General features: G+C 60.4%; 13 protein-coding genes. 12 read left to right on the top strand and 1 reads right to left on the bottom strand.

The window, feature by feature from the left end:
- Window positions 1-84 precede the first annotated feature (84 nt).
- The 9 genes from mutM to glpK all read left to right on the top strand — a co-directional run bounded on the left by mutM (window position 85) and on the right by glpK (window position 12348).
- Window positions 85-936, top strand: a complete 852-nt coding sequence (mutM, locus tag BLT50_RS11090) for a bifunctional DNA-formamidopyrimidine glycosylase/DNA-(apurinic or apyrimidinic site) lyase (RefSeq protein WP_090028754.1) — start codon at window positions 85-87, stop codon at window positions 934-936.
- A gap of 65 nt (window positions 937-1001) precedes the next feature.
- Window positions 1002-1778 (top strand): enoyl-CoA hydratase, encoded by a 777-nt coding sequence (locus BLT50_RS11085; protein WP_090028753.1) that lies wholly within the window; start codon window positions 1002-1004, stop codon window positions 1776-1778.
- 209 nt (window positions 1779-1987) lie between these two features.
- The gene (gene rpsT, locus BLT50_RS11080; RefSeq protein ID WP_090028752.1) at window positions 1988-2251 is read left to right on the top strand and encodes a 30S ribosomal protein S20; all 264 of its coding nucleotides are present in this window, start codon (window positions 1988-1990) and stop codon (window positions 2249-2251) included.
- Between the two features lie 526 nt (window positions 2252-2777).
- On the top strand, window positions 2778-4148 hold the full coding sequence (gene dnaA, locus BLT50_RS11075; protein WP_090028751.1) for a chromosomal replication initiator protein DnaA: 1371 nt from the start codon (window positions 2778-2780) through the stop codon (window positions 4146-4148).
- Window positions 4149-4305: 157 nt separating this feature from the next.
- Complete coding sequence (dnaN, locus tag BLT50_RS11070) at window positions 4306-5424, top strand: DNA polymerase III subunit beta (protein WP_090028750.1); 1119 nt, start codon at window positions 4306-4308, stop codon at window positions 5422-5424.
- 47 nt (window positions 5425-5471) lie between these two features.
- Window positions 5472-6584 (top strand): DNA replication/repair protein RecF, encoded by a 1113-nt coding sequence (gene recF / locus BLT50_RS11065; protein WP_090028749.1) that lies wholly within the window; start codon window positions 5472-5474, stop codon window positions 6582-6584.
- Window positions 6585-6682: 98 nt separating this feature from the next.
- The gene (gyrB, locus tag BLT50_RS11060; RefSeq protein WP_090028748.1) at window positions 6683-9100 is read left to right on the top strand and encodes a DNA topoisomerase (ATP-hydrolyzing) subunit B; all 2418 of its coding nucleotides are present in this window, start codon (window positions 6683-6685) and stop codon (window positions 9098-9100) included.
- Between the two features lie 133 nt (window positions 9101-9233).
- Window positions 9234-10805, top strand: a complete 1572-nt coding sequence (gene glpD, locus BLT50_RS11055) for a glycerol-3-phosphate dehydrogenase (RefSeq protein ID WP_090028747.1) — start codon at window positions 9234-9236, stop codon at window positions 10803-10805.
- A gap of 58 nt (window positions 10806-10863) precedes the next feature.
- Window positions 10864-12348 (top strand): glycerol kinase GlpK, encoded by a 1485-nt coding sequence (gene glpK / locus BLT50_RS11050; RefSeq protein ID WP_090028746.1) that lies wholly within the window; start codon window positions 10864-10866, stop codon window positions 12346-12348.
- Here glpK and BLT50_RS11045 read toward each other — a convergent pair whose 3' ends face one another.
- Window positions 12349-13173, bottom strand: a complete 825-nt coding sequence (locus BLT50_RS11045; protein WP_090028745.1) for an ABC transporter permease — start codon at window positions 13171-13173, stop codon at window positions 12349-12351.
- Between the two features lie 127 nt (window positions 13174-13300).
- On the opposite strand from BLT50_RS11045, the gene cysQ reads away from it, so the two are divergent.
- The 3 genes from cysQ to BLT50_RS11030 are packed head-to-tail and all read left to right on the top strand — an operon-like array spanning window position 13301 to window position 16118.
- Window positions 13301-14098, top strand: coding sequence for a 3'(2'),5'-bisphosphate nucleotidase CysQ (gene cysQ / locus BLT50_RS11040; RefSeq protein WP_090028744.1), 798 nt, complete (start codon window positions 13301-13303; stop codon window positions 14096-14098).
- Entirely contained in the window at window positions 14095-14895 is an 801-nt protein-coding gene (locus BLT50_RS11035; protein WP_090028743.1) for a 3-deoxy-manno-octulosonate cytidylyltransferase, read from the top strand. The genes cysQ and BLT50_RS11035 overlap by 4 nt, the downstream gene beginning before the upstream one ends.
- On the top strand, window positions 14892-16118 hold the full coding sequence (locus tag BLT50_RS11030; RefSeq protein WP_090028742.1) for a glycosyltransferase family 2 protein: 1227 nt from the start codon (window positions 14892-14894) through the stop codon (window positions 16116-16118). Before BLT50_RS11035 ends, BLT50_RS11030 begins: the two co-directional genes overlap by 4 nt.
- Window positions 16119-16266: the final 148 nt, after the last annotated feature.

Raw genomic sequence — 16266 nt, 5'->3', positions numbered from 1 at the left:
CTTGCCGTTCCTTTGCCTCTGCCCTTCTTATAGGGCGCTGAGTGGGCGCTGCAATGCGCCCTTCTGTCAGAGAGGTCTGCAAACATGCCCGAATTGCCCGAGGTCGAAACCGTGCGCCGCGGCCTTGCCCCGGTAATGGAGGGCCACGTCATCGCACACGCAAGTGTTAACCGGCCCGACCTGCGCTGGCCGTTTCCGCCGCGTATGGCCGAAAGGCTGACGGGCCGGCGTGTGCAGGCCCTGCGGCGGCGGTCGAAATACATCCTGGCGGATCTCGATTCGGGCGAGACTTTGTTGATTCACCTTGGGATGTCAGGCCGCATGCTGGTTTCGGGCGATCCGCTGGGCGTTTTCGTGCACGACCATCCCGCACCGGAAAAACACGACCATGTCGTGCTTGAGATGGAGACCGGCGCGCGTATCACGTTCAACGATCCGCGCAGATTCGGCGCGATGGACCTGATGGATACCGCCACCGCGGAAGCGCACAAACTGCTTGCTGCACTCGGCCCGGAACCTCTGGGAAACGATTTCAACGAACCGCACCTTGTCGCGGCGCTTCATGGTCGCAACACGCCGATCAAAGCCGCGCTTTTGGATCAGCATATCGTCGCCGGGTTGGGAAATATCTATGTATGCGAGGCACTTTACCGCGCACGCATCCATCCGGGGCGCAAGGCGGGGCGTATCTCGGCGCGGCGTGTGGCCGCACTTGTGCCGATCATTCGCGAGGTTCTGGCAGACGCGATATCGGCCGGCGGTTCATCCTTGCGGGATTTCCGGCAAGCGGACGGCGAACTTGGATATTTCCAGCACTCTTTCGATGTTTACGGGCGCGAAGGACACCCCTGCCGAACGCCGGGGTGCGAAGCGAAAATCAGGCGCATCGTTCAATCCGGCAGGTCGAGTTTCTACTGCCCGTCGTGCCAAAGATAGCTTGAACCGCGTGGCAACGGTGATAATCGTACCGATCTGAGCGAAACAAGCGAAAGCGAAATTTCATGGCCTATGAGACGATCATCGTCGAAGTAGAAGACCACGTTGCCCTTATCAAACTGAACCGCCCCGATGCGATGAATGCTCTCAACGATCAGTTGCTGAGCGAGCTGTCGGATGCCCTGACGGCGGCACAGGACAACGAAAAGGTGCGTTGCATTGTCATTGCCGGAAGCGAAAAGGCATTCGCCGCCGGTGCAGACATCAAGATGATGAGCGAGAAAAGCTTTGTCGACGTGTTTGCAGGCGATCTGTTCACCAATGAAACGGATGCGATATGCCGCGTTCGCAAGCCGATCATCGCTGCCGTGTCCGGCTATGCGCTGGGCGGCGGCTGCGAACTCGCCATGATGTGCGATTTCATCATCGCGTCGGACACTGCCAAGTTCGGCCAGCCCGAAATCAACCTTGGCGTCATGGCGGGGATCGGTGGAACCCAGCGCCTGACACGTGCGATTGGCAAAGCCAAGGCAATGGACATGAACCTGACCGGGCGCTTCATGGATGCCGAAGAGGCAGAGCGCGCGGGCCTGGTCAGCCGGATCGTTCCCTGCAAGGAATTGATGAAAGAAACCATGGCCGCAGCCGCGAAGATCGCCGAAAAATCCATGATCACCGTGATGGCCGTCAAGGAATCGGTGAACCGGTCTTTCGAAACGCCGCTGCGTGAAGGTCTGTTGTTCGAACGGCGCGTGTTCCACTCGCTTTTCGCGACGGAAGATCAGAAGGAAGGCATGGCCGCCTTCCTGGAAAAGCGCACCGCGCAATTCCGCGACCGTTGAATCCAATGCAAGCCCGGCGGCCACGCCGGGCTCGTATTCCGGGCGGGCGATTTTGCGGTTTGCAAATCCGGCACTTTCCGCTATAGCCCGCCGTCATACATGCGCGTGCAGCCCGCTATGGCTCGAATCGATACCGGCCTTTGGCCTGCCGGGTGGGTTTGCATCGTGGAACAAAACGAACCGAACCCGAACCACAAAGGTCAGATATCATGGCAAATTCGCCCCAGTCCAAGAAGCGCGCCCGCCAGAACGAGCGCCGTCTTGCCGTAAACAAAGCCCGCCGTTCGCGCATCCGCACCTACCTGCGCAAAGTCGAAGAGGCGATCGCCTCCGGTGACAAGGATGCGGCACAGTCCGCACTGCGCGCGGCACAGCCCGAATTGATGCGCGGCGTGACCAAGGGTGTCTTCCACAAGAACACCGCCTCGCGCAAGATTTCGCGTCTGTCGGCCCGCGTTAAGGCGCTTGGCTAAGCTTCTGAGCGACCCAAATTGAATGAAAGGCGTTGCAGTTCTGCAGCGCCTTTTTTCATGACTCCAAGAGATTCAATGCACTGCCGCAAGCGCGAGAGATTCTTTTTCGCAAAAGCCAGAGTCAAGCGCGAAGATCAGTTGCCCGGCGCTTGGCCAAATTGCTAGCTTCCATTCCAGCGAGTCACATCGCCTTGGGGGGACAGGTAAGACCTGCAGACGCCAGACAGGAGCGGAACCAGGTCTATCGAAAGCGACATGTATGCAGCTGCTGCGCATGCCTGCTTTCTACGGGTGTTTTCTTGCCCGGCCAGTCCGACAAGTAACTCGGTGCATGGGGCACCGTGCGGTTATCGGGGAGGGGACGCCCCGCGCACGTACCTATGTCCGAACTTTGCAAATGCGGCCCTCTCAAGGGCAGCGTCCGGCTGAGCAGTGTCAGCGGGTTATAGTGTTGTTTTGATTCACGATTTTATGCGGATCGTGGACATGTGTGCGTGGACGAAGAGCGGCGAGAAACGGGGAAAAGATGACGCAAGAACAGTGGGGACAGCTGCGTAAGAACTTGCTGGGGACAGTGGGCAAGAACAACTACGCAAACTGGATTGAGCCGATCGAATTTTCGGACATCAAGGACGGGGTGGCCGTCTTCACCGTGCCCACGAGTTTTCTTGGCAACTACGTATCACAGAACTTTGGCGAACTGATCCTTCACCAGCTGACCAATGCAGGTGAAAACGTGCGCCGTCTTCAGTTCCAGGTCGCGGCCAATGACACGGTCCGGCCCAGGCCGGCAGCCAAACCGATGGCCGCCGAAGCGCCCCGCGCGCCGTCCCGTCCAGGCATTCAGGATGAGTTGCTGCCCGGTGCGCCGCTCGATGCGCGCTTTACCTTCGACACATTCGTCGTTGGCAAGCCGAACGAACTGGCCCACGCCGCGGCAAGACGTGTCGCCGAAGGTGGCCCCGTGACCTTCAATCCGCTGTTTCTCTATGGCGGTGTCGGTTTGGGCAAAACGCACCTGATGCATGCCATCGCGCATGAATTGCAGTCGCGCCGGCCAGATTTGAATGTCGTCTACCTTTCGGCGGAACAGTTCATGTACCGTTTCGTGCAGGCGCTGCGCGACCGGCGCATGATGGATTTCAAGCAACTGTTCCGTGCGGTCGATGTGCTTATGGTCGATGACGTGCAGTTCATCGCCGGCAAGGACTCTACCCAGGAAGAGTTTTTCCATACCTTCAACGCGCTGGTGGACGGCAACAAGCAGATCATCATCTCGGGCGATCGTGCGCCGGGTGAAATCAAGGATCTCGAGGACCGTATCAAAAGCCGCCTGCAGTGTGGCCTGGTGGTCGACCTGCATCCGACCGACTACGAATTGCGACTTGGTATTCTGCAGTCCAAGGTCGAACAGTTCCGGGATCAGTATCCGGGCCTTGTTCTGACCGATGGCGTTCTGGAGTTCCTGGCCCACCGGATCAGCACCAATGTGCGCGTTCTCGAAGGTGCGCTGACACGGCTGTTCGCGTTCGCCTCGCTTGTCGGGTGCGAGATCACGCTGGACATGACACAGGATTGTCTTGCCGACATCCTGCGCGCCTCGGAACGCAAGATCACGATCGAGGAAATCCAGCGCCAGGTCGCAGAGCATTACAACATCCGCCTGTCCGATCTTGTCGGGCCCAAGCGTGTGCGCACCTTTGCCCGGCCCCGTCAGGTTGCCATGTATCTGTGCAAGCAACTGACCAGCCGCTCGCTGCCGGAAATCGGCCGCCGCTTCGGTGGCCGCGACCACACCACGGTCATGCATGGCGTGAAGCGCATCGAAGAGCTGAAGGTGCAGGACGGGCAGATCGCCGAAGATATCGAGATGCTGCGCCGCACGCTTGAGGCGTAATCGACACGAATACTGGGCGTCAGGCAGTGGCATCCCTTGCCGCCCTTGACGCCTTTTGCTTTTCCTTGGACAACCGAACAAAAGCCTTGAGCAGGCGGGGATTTGCGATACCTTGCCGCTCCCGGCGTGTGTCCGGCACGGGAAAGGAACGAGGATCATGAAGCTCAGCATCGAACGAGGCACCTTGCTCAAGGCGGTCGCCCAGGCACAATCGGTTGTCGAACGTCGCAACACAATTCCGATCCTCGCCAACGTCCTGATCGAGGCCGAAGGAAACACAGTCCAGTTTCGTGCGACGGACCTGGATATCGAGGTGGTCGACAAGGCCCCTGCGCAGGTGGAACGCGCTGGCGCCACAACCGTTTCAGCCGTCACGCTGCATGAAATCGTGCGGAAACTTCCCGATGGTGCGCTTGTCACTCTGACGGATGACGGCGCGAATGGACGCCTGGCTGTGACGGCTGGCCGTTCGCAGTTCAACCTGGCAACGCTGCCGAAAGAAGATTTCCCGGTCATGGCGTCGTCGGAATACACGACGAATTTCTCGGCCGACGCACCGGTGCTGCGCCGTCTGTTCGACAAGTCGAAATTCGCGATCTCGACGGAAGAAACCCGCTACTACCTCAACGGCGTTTACATGCATGTGGCCGATGCCGATGGCGGCAAAGTGCTGCGTTGCGTGGCCACCGATGGCCATCGTCTTGCACGTATTGACGCGGATCTGCCCGAAGGTGCGGCAGACATGCCCGGCGTGATCGTGCCGCGCAAAACCGTGGGCGAGCTGCGCAAGCTGCTGGAAGACGACGACACGAAAATCGCGGTGTCGGTGTCGGAAACCAAGGTCCGCTTCGCAACGCCTGATATCACTCTGACATCGAAGGTGATCGACGGCACCTTCCCCGATTACACGCGCGTCATCCCGCAAGGGAACACCCGCAAGATGGAAGTGGACGCAAGCGAATTCGCCGCTGCCGTGGACCGCGTTGCGACCGTCAGCTCGGAACGTTCGCGCGCGGTCAAGATGCAGCTGGACGAAGACCGCCTGATCCTTTCGGTCAACGCCCCCGACAGCGGCGCCGCCGAAGAAGAGTTGGCCGTGGCCTATGGTGACGAACGGCTCGAAATCGGCTTCAACGCCAAATACCTGCTCGAGATCGCCAGCCAGGTAGATAGGGAAAACGCGGTGTTCCTGTTCAATTCGGCGGGCGATCCGACGCTGATGCGCGAAGGCAATGACACCAGCGCGGTTTACGTCGTCATGCCGATGCGGGTGTGACCGGGCATCTTGGCCCGCGCATCATCTGATCGGTAAAGGGCAGGGACATGGCTGGCCTGTATCTGTCGGAATTGACGCTTTCCCATTTCCGCTCCCATCTGGGCGCGCGGCTTTCTTTTGATCCGCGCCCTGTCGCGATCTTTGGTCCCAACGGGGCCGGCAAGACCAACCTGATCGAAGCGGTTTCGCTGTTTTCGCCGGGCCGTGGCCTCCGGCGGTCGTCGGCCGAGGACATGACCCGCCGCCCCGAAGCCCTGGGTTGGAAGATCACCGGGGTTCTGCATTCTCTGCATCAGGTGCACGAGGTCGAAATCTGGTCGGAAAAGGGCGCCGCGCGGCAGGTGCGTATAGACGGCAAGGCAGCCACTCAGTTGGCCCTGGTTCGGATCGCGCGCGTTCTCTGGCTGGTTCCCAGCATGGACCGGCTCTGGATCGAAGGGTCGGAAGGCCGGCGTCGGTTCCTCGACCGCATGACCATGAGTTTCACCCCCGATCATGCCGAAGCGGTGCTGGCTTACGAAAAGGCGATGCGCGAACGTAACCGCCTGCTGAAGGACCAGGTGCGCGACGGGCATTGGTATGTTGCCCTGGAGCGCCAGATGGCCGAGGCGGGCGCGCAGATCCATGCCAACCGTCAAGCTGCCCTGGCGCAACTGGCCGATGCCCAGACAGAGGCCGAAACAGCGTTCCCCGCCGCAGACCTGGAGCTGGTTCAATCCGAAGGGGCAATGCCGCAAGACGCGCATGATCTGCGTGACGCCTTGTCCGAGGGACGATTTCGCGACCTTGCCGCGGGCCGCACGCTGGTCGGGCCGCACCGCACGGACCTGTACGGTGTCTATGCGGCAAAGGGCGTCCCAGCCCGCGATTGTTCAACGGGCGAGCAAAAGGCCCTTCTGGTGTCGCTTATCCTTGCCAACGCCCGCGCGCTGGCACGCGATTTCGGTGCCCCCCCGCTGCTGTTGCTGGACGAGGTCGCCGCGCATCTCGATGCAGGCCGGCGTGCGGCGCTTTATGATGAGATTTGTGCCCTTGGCGCGCAGGCCTGGATGACGGGCACCGGACCCGAACTTTTTGCCGAACTGGGCGACAGGGCCCAGTATGTCGAGGTGACAGAAGATGCCGGCACGTCGCGGGCCGCGGCAACCGGCAGGGATTGACCGGAACTATTGCGCAAGTGGCGCAAAATCTGGTGTATCTGCGTGACAATCCCCCCCACAACTCGTATAAATCGGCGTAAAGAACAAGGAAGTCATGCATGGCAGAAAACGCGCAGTCCCCGCAAGAATACGGTGCCGATTCAATCAAGGTTCTCAAGGGCCTGGAAGCGGTGCGCAAACGTCCGGGGATGTATATCGGCGACACCGATGACGGCTCGGGCCTGCATCACATGGTCTACGAGGTCGTCGATAACGGCATCGACGAGGCGCTGGCCGGCCATGCCGATTTCGTGCGGGTGAAAATCCACGCCGACAGCAGCGTTTCGGTGCGCGACAACGGCCGTGGAATTCCTGTGGATATCCACGAAGAAGAGGGCGTATCCGCGGCCGAGGTCATCATGACCCAGCTTCATGCTGGCGGTAAGTTCGACCAGAACTCCTACAAGGTGTCCGGCGGCCTTCACGGCGTTGGCGTTTCCGTGGTGAACGCGCTTTCGGATTGGCTGGAACTGCGCATCTGGCGCAACGGCAAGGAACACTTCGCCAAGTTCGAACGCGGCGAAACCTCCGAGCATCTGCGCGTCGTCGGTGAATCCGATGGTGAAACAGGCACCGAGGTGCGGTTCCTTGCTTCGACATCCACGTTTTCGAACCTCGATTATCAGTTCGAGACACTGGAAAAACGCTTGCGCGAGCTGGCTTTCCTGAACTCCGGCGTGCGCATCATCCTGGAGGATGAACGCCCTGCCGAGTCCTTGAAAACCGAGCTTTTCTACGATGGTGGTGTGCGCGAATTCGTAAAGTACCTGGATCGCTCCAAGACCCCGATGATGCCTGAGCCCATCTTCATGGAAGGGGAGCGCGACGGCATTGGCGTCGAGGTCGCAATGTGGTGGAACGATAGCTACCACGAAACGGTTCTGCCCTTTACGAACAACATTCCCCAGCGCGATGGCGGCACGCACCTGGCGGGATTCCGCGGCGCGTTGACCCGCACCCTGACGAAATATGCGCAGGAGTCGGGGATCGCGAAAAAGGAAAAGATCAGCTTTACCGGCGACGATGCCCGTGAGGGGCTGACATGCGTCTTGTCGGTCAAGGTACCGGACCCGAAATTCAGCAGCCAGACCAAGGATAAACTGGTCAGCTCCGAGGTGCGCCCGGCTGTGGAAAACCTTGTGAACGAAAAACTGGGCGAGTGGTTCGAAGAACACCCCAACGAGGCCAAGATCATTGTCTCAAAGATCGTCGAGGCCGCGCTTGCGCGCGAAGCGGCCCGCAAGGCCCGTGAACTGACTCGCCGCAAGACTGCGATGGATGTGAATTTCTTGGCTGGCAAGCTCAAGGATTGCTCGGAAAAAGACGCGTCCAAGACTGAATTGTTCCTGGTCGAGGGTGACAGCGCCGGCGGATCGGCCCAAACGGGCCGCGACCGGCGCACCCAGGCGATCCTTCCCCTGCGCGGCAAGATCCTCAACGTGGAACGCGCGCGGTTCGACAAGATGCTCAGCTCGCAGGAGATCGGCAACCTTGTCATGGCACTGGGTACGGGGATCGGCCGGGATGAGTTCGATATCTCGAAGCTGCGCTACCACAAGATCGTCATCATGACCGACGCCGACGTGGACGGTGCGCATATTCGAACGCTGCTGTTGACGTTCTTCTATCGGCAGATGCCCGAGCTGATCGAAGGCGGGTACCTCTACATTGCGCAGCCGCCACTCTACAAGGTGATGCGCGGAAAGTCCGAAGTGTATCTGAAGGATCAGACCGCACTTGAGGATTACCTGATCGACCAGGGCACCGACGGGGCCGCGTTGCGGCTGAAATCCGGCGAGGAAATCATCGGTAACGATTTGGTTCGGGTCGTCGAAGAGGCGCGTCAGACCAAGCGGATTCTCGATGCCTTCCCAACCCACTATCCGCGCCACATCCTGGAACAGGCTGCCATCGCGGGCGCGTTCGAAACCGGGCGTGCCGATGCAGACCTTCAGGGGATCGCGGATGATGTGGCGCGCCGCCTCGATCAGGTCGCTGTAGAATACGAACGCGGCTGGCAGGGGCGGATTACGCAGGACCATGGTATTCGTTTGACCCGTGTCGTGCGTGGTGTCGAAGAAGTGCGAACTCTGGACGGGCAGGTTCTGCGCTCGGGCGAGGCGCGCAAGCTTGGCTCGATGTCACAAGCTTTGCAGGCGGTTTATGCCAATGTGGCGCATCTGCTGCGCAAGGACCGGATGCAGGAAATTCACGGTCCGCTCGACCTGCTGGATGCGATCCTGAAAGAGGGTGAAAAGGGTCTCACGCTGCAGCGCTACAAGGGTTTGGGTGAAATGAACCCGGACCAGTTGTGGGAAACCACGCTAGACCCCGAAGCGCGTACGCTCTTGCAGGTCGAAGTCGACGACATGGCCGAGGCGGATGATCTGTTCACCAAGCTCATGGGCGACGTGGTGGAACCGCGCCGCGAGTTCATTCAGCAGAACGCATTGAACGTCGAGAACCTCGATTTCTGACCGGATGGCGTCAGATGAACGGATGGGCCGCGATTTCGCGGCCCGTTTTGTTTGTCTGTCATGTCACCGGTTTACGGAGCGGCATGATTGACAAGTCGGCCTGGTTCCCGGCGCAATTCATGGTGTGACACAGATGGCAGATCAGAAATTACCCGAGCCGGTCGATGTGCTGGTGATCGGCGGCGGCGTCAACGGATGCGGCATCGCGCGCGATGCGGCGGGGCGCGGCCTTTCTGTCATGCTTGTGGAACAGGGTGATCTTGCCCAGGCCACATCATCCGCTTCGACCAAGTTGTTCCACGGTGGATTGCGTTACCTCGAGTATTTCGAGTTTCGCCTTGTCCGCGAGGCCCTGCGCGAGCGCGAAGTTTTGCTGCGCAACATGCCGCATATCAGTTGGCCGATGCGGTTTGTCCTTCCCTTGGACCCCGACATGAGGTTCGACAGCGAAACGCCGGCGGGCCGGTTGTTGGCACTGTTCTTGCCTTGGCAAAAGGGCCGGCGTCCGGGGTGGATGATCCGGTTGGGGCTTTTCCTGTACGACCACATGGGCGGACGCAAGGTTCTGCCTCCAACCACCACGCTGGATTTGCGCAAACGGCCGGAAGGTGCGCCGCTGAAATCCTTTTATCAAACGGCTTTCGAGTATTCCGACTGCTGGGTTCAGGATTCCCGTCTTGTGGTGTTGAACGCCCGCGATGCCCGGACACGGGGTGCGCGAATTGCTACGCGTACACGCCTGCTGCGTGCCGATCGCGATACGGACGGGTGGCTTTGCACACTTGAAGATACCAGAACGGGTGAACGCCACGAGGTCGCCGCGCGGTGCCTTGTCAATGCCGCGGGCCCTTGGGTGACACAGGTCATCGGCACCGCGATGGGACAGAATGACGGCACACGCATCCGCCTTGTCCGCGGCAGCCATATCGTGACGAAAAAGCTGTATGAACACGAGAAAAGCTATTTCTTTCAGGGGCCTGACGGCCGCATAATCTTTGCCATTCCCTATGAACAGGACTTTACGCTGATCGGCACGACCGATGTCGAACACCCCGATCCCGATACCCCGCCCTTATGCACAGAAGCAGAGCAGGATTATCTCTGCACCTTCGCGTCGCGATATTTTCAGCGGCCCGTGACGCGCGGGGATGTCGTCTGGACTTATTCGGGCGTTCGGCCGCTCATGGATGATGGACAGCCTTCGGCAAGTGCTGCGACGCGCGACTATACTCTCAGGCTGGACGCCGAAGGCGCGCCGGTGCTGCATGTGTTCGGCGGCAAGATCACGACCTACCGTAAGTTGGCCGAAGCGGCGGTCGACAAACTCCGCGCGGTTTTGCCCGTAAATCGCGCGGTCTGGACAGCGGACGCCCCTTTGCCAGGCGGCTACTTTCCGTTGGAGGAAACTGATAAGCTGGTCGCCCGGCTGCTGGCCGACTATCCGTTCCTGTCGCGGGATCAGGCAGTTCGATTGTTCAGGACGCACGGCGTGGATACCTGGCATGTTCTGGGCGATGCCCGGAACGCCAGCGATCTGGGTCAGGATTTCGGCGCCGGGTTGACCGCCGCCGAAGTTGACTGGTTTGTCGAAAATGAGTTCGCGCAAACGGCCGAAGACATACTCTGGCGGCGGACAAGGTTGGGATTGCGTGTGAGGCCGGACCAGGTCGCTGCGCTTGCCGCGTATCTCGAAGGTTTTTCGTGAAAGGCTTGTCGCGGTCACGCCTGCAAGCCACGATGCACCATGAACGGGAGGTGCGGAGATGAGCCATATTCTTGCGATCGATCAGGGGACGACATCGTCCCGCGCCATGATATTCGACGCATCCCTGCGCCCGCTGGCCAGCGCGTCGCAAGAATTTCCGCAGCATTTTCCGGCGTCCGGTTGGGTCGAACATGATCCAGCCGATTTATGGACAACCGTGGCCGGCAGTTGCCGTGCGGTGATCGAACGGGCGGGACTGCGTACCGGCGACATCGCGGCCATCGGGATCACAAACCAGCGCGAAACGACGCTGATATGGGATCGCAAGACCGGCAAACCCGTTCACAACGCGATCGTCTGGCAGGATCGTCGCACCGCCGAAACCTGCGCGCAGTTGCGCAAGGCGGGTCACGAGGCGACGATATCGCAGACGACCGGGCTTTTGCTCGATCCCTATTTTTCGGCCACCAAGATCCGTTGGATTCTCGACAACGTTGAAGGAACAAGGGCCCGAGCCGAGGCCGGGGAACTTGCCTTTGGCACTGTCGATACATGGCTGATCTGGAACCTGACGGGCGGTGCCGTTCACGCGACGGATGCGACGAACGCTGCCCGCACCATGCTTTTCGATATTCGCAGCGGGGAATGGAGCGACGAAATCTGCACCTTGCTGGACATTCCGCGCGCCTTGTTGCCCGAAGTACGCGATTGCGCGGCTGACTTCGGACGCACGCGGGCCGATCTTTTCGGTGCCGAGATCCCTATACTTGGTGTCGCGGGCGATCAGCAGGCAGCGACGATCGGACAGGCCTGTTTCAAGCCGGGCATGATGAAATCGACCTATGGCACCGGATGCTTTGCCCTGCTCAATACCGGCGCGGAAATGGTGCAGTCCGAAAACCGATTGCTAACGACACTCGCCTATCAACTGAACGGGCAAAGAACCTATGCGCTGGAGGGGTCGATTTTCATCGCCGGTGCGGTGGTGCAATGGCTGCGCGACGGGTTGAAGATCATTCGCGAGGCAAAGGAAACCCAGCCGCTTGCCGAAGCGGCCGACCCTGCGCAGGACGTTGTCATCGTTCCGGCCTTTACCGGGCTGGGCGCGCCGTACTGGCGCCCGGAAACACGCGGGGCGATCTTTGGCCTGACGCGGAACACGGGCCCGGCAGAGTTCGCGCGCGCCGCGTTGGAAAGCGTGGGCTATCAAACCCGCGACTTGTTGGAGGCGATGCGCGCGGATTGGACGGGTGCCGGTGACAGTGTCCTGCGGGTGGATGGGGGGATGTGCGCGTCGGATTGGACGATGCAGTTCCTGGCAGACGTCCTTGGCGCGCCGGTGGATCGGGCCGAAGTTCAGGAAACTACCGCGTTGGGGGCGGCCTGGCTGGCGGGGATGTTTGCCGGTGTATGTCCCGACATGGAGGGTTTTGCAGGAAGCTGGCGCTGCGACAGGCGGTTCGAACCGGTCATGGATGCACAAGAGCGCGAAGCGCGTTATTCCCGATGGCAATCTGCTGTCGCGGCGACCATGCAGGTCTGATCAGCGCCGCGCGCTCCAGCTGAGCGAGGCATGGCGGCGGGTATAGAATTCACCCATGAGCCCGATCATCAACAGGATCAGGCCAACCCACAGCGCGTATTCCCACGATGAATAGCGCGGGAAATAGTTGACGAACACATATCCCCGCGACTGGTCGATGCAGTGGAACAGCGGGTTCCAGTCGAACATGGCGAGCATGTAGGCAGGCAGGGTGTTGGCCACGAACATCTTGCCCGATGCGATCATGTTGGCGCGTTGGTAAATGGTGGTGAAGATGCTGACGAATGTCGGAAACCACGGTTTGATCGACAGCAGCAGAACGCCGAGACCCAGCCCGGTGAACCACGCCAGCATGACCATACCAAAGGCCGAGGCGGGATCTTGTATCTCGAACGGGGTGATTGCCACGTCATAGACGAACAGGATCACGAACAGCGACAGAACCTGAATATAGAGTGTCGAAAGGGCTGCGGCCATGATCGCGATGATCGTGTTCATCGGCGCGTGTTTCATCATGGGTGATGCGGGGCCTTCGGAACCGACCACTGCGCCCAGTGTCTTGGCGTGCGTCATGTAGAGAAAAATCCCCGACATGATGTAGAGCAGGAAATCCCCGCGAAGAGCGGCCTGCCGCAGGCCCAGGACCGAAAACAGCACATAGAACGCAAGAACGAAGATCGCCACCTGCAGCATGTTCATGACGATCGCCATCAGCGCATTGCCGTGTGCCTTGCGCACGTTGCGGACGATACTGTGATAGATCAGCTCGAATATCTGGATGGCCGAACTGATACTGGACTGACGGACAGGTCGTTGCTGAAACATGGGCTGACTGCTCTGCCTGTGGGGTGTGACACGGAATTCTTGCCGTTCCGTTATCGCCGGATCATAAGGGGGCGAGCCTGTTCTGGCAATTCACACCCGCAGGGCGGACGATACAGGAGAAACCGTTTTGGATTACGAAAAGCTGACCCGCGTGATGCGGCGCCTCGCACTTGAGGCGGGGGACACGATCATGGCCATCTATGACGCCGATGATTTCGACGTGAAGGTGAAGTCGGATTCGAGCCCCGTAACCGAAGCCGACGAAGCGGCGGATGCCCTGATCTCGGCGGGGTTGAGCGCGGAATTCCCTGATGTCTTGCTGGTGACCGAAGAACAGGCTGCGTCGCATACGCGCAGGGCCGACACGTTTCTGATCGTCGATCCGCTTGACGGAACAAAAGAATTCATCAACCGCCGTGGCGACTTTACCGTGAATATCGCCTACGTGGAAAACGGCGTGCCGACGCGGGGCGTTGTGTATGCTCCTGCCAAGGGGCGCATGTTCATCACGCTTGCGGATGGCACGGCTGTGGAAGAAGACGGCCCGTTCGAAAAGGCGCAGATGGGTACGGCACGCCCGATCCGCGTGAACGTGGCGGACAATGCGGCCTTGAACGTGGTGGCGTCGAAATCGCACCGGGATCAGGCAACTGACGACTATATCGGCAAGTATTCCGTGGCCGATACGAAATCCGCTGGTTCGTCCTTGAAATTCTGCCTCGTGGCGACCGGAGAAGCCGATCTTTATCCGCGCGTGGGACGCACGATGGAATGGGATACGGCTGCCGGTCATGCGGTTCTGACAGGTGCCGGTGGGCGGGTTGTCCGCTTCGATGACCATAACCCGCTGACGTACGGAAAAGACGGCTATGCCAACCCGTTCTTCATTGCTTATGCCCCAAGTGTCGATCTGAAACCGGCATGAGCGTCCTGATCGTCATACCCGCGCGCTATGCCTCGACCCGGTATCCGGGAAAGCCGCTGGTCGGCCTGACGGGCGCAAGCGGCGAAACCCGCACGCTGATCGAACGCAGCTGGCGGGCCGCGAATGGCGTCAAGGGCGTGGACCGGGTGGTGGTTGCCACCGATGACGACCGGATACGCGACGCCGCCGAAGCATTCGGAGCCGAGGTCGTGATGACTTCGTCGGAGTGCCAGAATGGAACCGAACGTTGTGCCGAAGCGCACGCCGCGCTGGGCGGTGGATACGACATCGTGGTGAACCTGCAAGGCGACGCGCCTTTGACGCCCAGCTGGTTCGTCGAGGATCTGGTAGATGGATTGAGATCCGATCCGGCGGCCGAGGTTGCAACCCCGGTTCTGCGCTGCGATGGGCGTGCGCTGAACGGGTTTCTTGACGACCGAAAGGCGGGCCGGGTGGGCGGAACCACAGCGGTCTTCGGGGCGGCGCGCCATGCGCTCTATTTTTCGAAAGAGGTGATACCCTACACGTCGGATCTCTATGCCGATGACGCCGAAACGCCGGTTTTCCATCACGTCGGTGTCTATGCCTATCGGCCGGACGCGCTGTCGGCGTATCCCGGTTGGGACAGCGGGCCGCTCGAGCAGTTGGAAGGTCTCGAACAATTGCGCTTTCTTGAACGTGGCCGTGCGATCCTGTGCGTCGAGGTCGCCGCGCGCGGACGCCAGTTCTGGGAGTTGAACAACCCCGAGGACGTTCCGCGGATCGAGGCGATGATGGCCGAGATGGGGATGGAATGACGCTGACGCGGGCCAGCGTCGTGATCGTCAGCCGGGGACGGCCAGAAACCCTGGCGCTTTGCCTGGCTGGCGTGGCGAGGTTGCGCAACGCCGAATACGAAGTGATCGTCGTCGCGGATTCGAAAGGGATCGAGGCCGCGCAGGCCCTGCCATTTTCCACGCATCTAAAGCTTGTGAGGTTCGACCGGGCGAACATCTCGGAGGCGCGCAACCTGGGTGTTGCCGAAGCCGCCGGGGATGTCGTGGCCTTCATCGACGACGATGCCGTGCCCGAGCCGCGCTGGCTGGAACACCTGGTGCGCCCGTTCGAAGATGCGCGCGTCGCCGCGACCGGCGGGTTCGTCAGGGGGCGAAACGGGATTTCCTTTCAATGGAAGGCCCGCGTGGTGGATGCCACCGGGCGGGCATATCCCGCGCGTGTCGACGAAGAACGGCCGACGGTCCTGATCCCGCCGCAAGGCCGGGCCGTCAAGACCGAAGGCACGAATATGGCCGTTCGCCGTGACCTGCTGGCTGGAATGGGTGGTTTCGATCCGGCCTACCGTTTCTTTCTGGACGAGACCGATCTGAACATGCGGTTGGCCAATGCCGGCCATGCGACGGCGGTCGTGCCGATGGCCGAGGTGCATCATGCCTATGCGCCAAGTGTCCGCCGTACTGCGGACCGTGCTGTGACAGACCTGCATGAGATCGGCGCGTCGAAGATGGTTTTTCTTCGCAAACACTGTCCCGATCAGGCGCTTTGGCCCGGTCTGATCGACGAGATGCGGCGTGCGGAAAAACGGCGTTTGCTGCAACAGATGGTCGATGGCCGTGCCGAGCCACGCGATGTGCGGATCACCTTGGCGGGTTTTGACGCCGGGGTGGAAGAGGGCAGAACGCGCCCGGTTGTGCCTGCCGTGCCCATTCCCGCGCCGCCCCGCGGATTTCAGCCGTTTCCAAGCCGTGCAACTGGGACGGTGGAAACTCTGGCAGGCCGGATCTGGAGCCGTGGGCGCCTGCAGCGCGAAGCCGCCCGGCGCGCCGAATACGGAACCACTGTGTCCGTCTATGTGTTTTCGCATACTGCGCTTTATCATTCGGTGCGATTCCTGCCGAACGGGGTCTGGTATCAGCGTGGCGGGTTGTGGGGGCGGAGCGAGAGAGAAGATCCTGTCTGGCAATGGTGGCGTTTTTCGAATCGCGTAAAACGAGAATCCGGGCGCAGCGCACATTGCCGATGATGCCCGGAAAGTGGTTTTTTTCCGCATCGGGTCAGAATTTTTGCGATTTTTCCCCTCGCTGCCCGGAAATTAACATGTTTTACCAATTTCTATGTGCGAGAATGCGCAAAACGAGGCCACGCGTCAGAAAGTGGATCACGAGTTAGAG

This window comes from Lutimaribacter saemankumensis, assembly GCF_900100005.1.
GTDB classification, from domain to species: Bacteria; Pseudomonadota; Alphaproteobacteria; order Rhodobacterales; family Rhodobacteraceae; genus Lutimaribacter; species Lutimaribacter saemankumensis.
This window is presented reverse-complemented; position numbering and strand designations above follow the sequence as displayed.

Excerpts from the sequence above, each read along its gene's own strand:
- BLT50_RS11030 (WP_090028742.1), top strand. The coding sequence starts at position 14,892 with ATGACGCTGACGCGGGCCAGCGTCGTGATCGTCAGCCGGGGACGGCCA.
- BLT50_RS11045 (WP_090028745.1), bottom strand. The coding sequence starts at position 13,173 with ATGTTTCAGCAACGACCTGTCCGTCAGTCCAGTATCAGTTCGGCCATC.
- BLT50_RS11085 (WP_090028753.1), top strand. The coding sequence starts at position 1,002 with ATGGCCTATGAGACGATCATCGTCGAAGTAGAAGACCACGTTGCCCTT.
- mutM (WP_090028754.1), top strand. The coding sequence starts at position 85 with ATGCCCGAATTGCCCGAGGTCGAAACCGTGCGCCGCGGCCTTGCCCCG.
- recF (WP_090028749.1), top strand. The coding sequence starts at position 5,472 with ATGGCTGGCCTGTATCTGTCGGAATTGACGCTTTCCCATTTCCGCTCC.
- rpsT (WP_090028752.1), top strand. The coding sequence starts at position 1,988 with ATGGCAAATTCGCCCCAGTCCAAGAAGCGCGCCCGCCAGAACGAGCGC.
- dnaN (WP_090028750.1), top strand. The coding sequence starts at position 4,306 with ATGAAGCTCAGCATCGAACGAGGCACCTTGCTCAAGGCGGTCGCCCAG.
- BLT50_RS11035 (WP_090028743.1), top strand. The coding sequence starts at position 14,095 with ATGAGCGTCCTGATCGTCATACCCGCGCGCTATGCCTCGACCCGGTAT.
- gyrB (WP_090028748.1), top strand. The coding sequence starts at position 6,683 with ATGGCAGAAAACGCGCAGTCCCCGCAAGAATACGGTGCCGATTCAATC.
- glpK (WP_090028746.1), top strand. The coding sequence starts at position 10,864 with ATGAGCCATATTCTTGCGATCGATCAGGGGACGACATCGTCCCGCGCC.
- dnaA (WP_090028751.1), top strand. The coding sequence starts at position 2,778 with ATGACGCAAGAACAGTGGGGACAGCTGCGTAAGAACTTGCTGGGGACA.
- glpD (WP_090028747.1), top strand. The coding sequence starts at position 9,234 with ATGGCAGATCAGAAATTACCCGAGCCGGTCGATGTGCTGGTGATCGGC.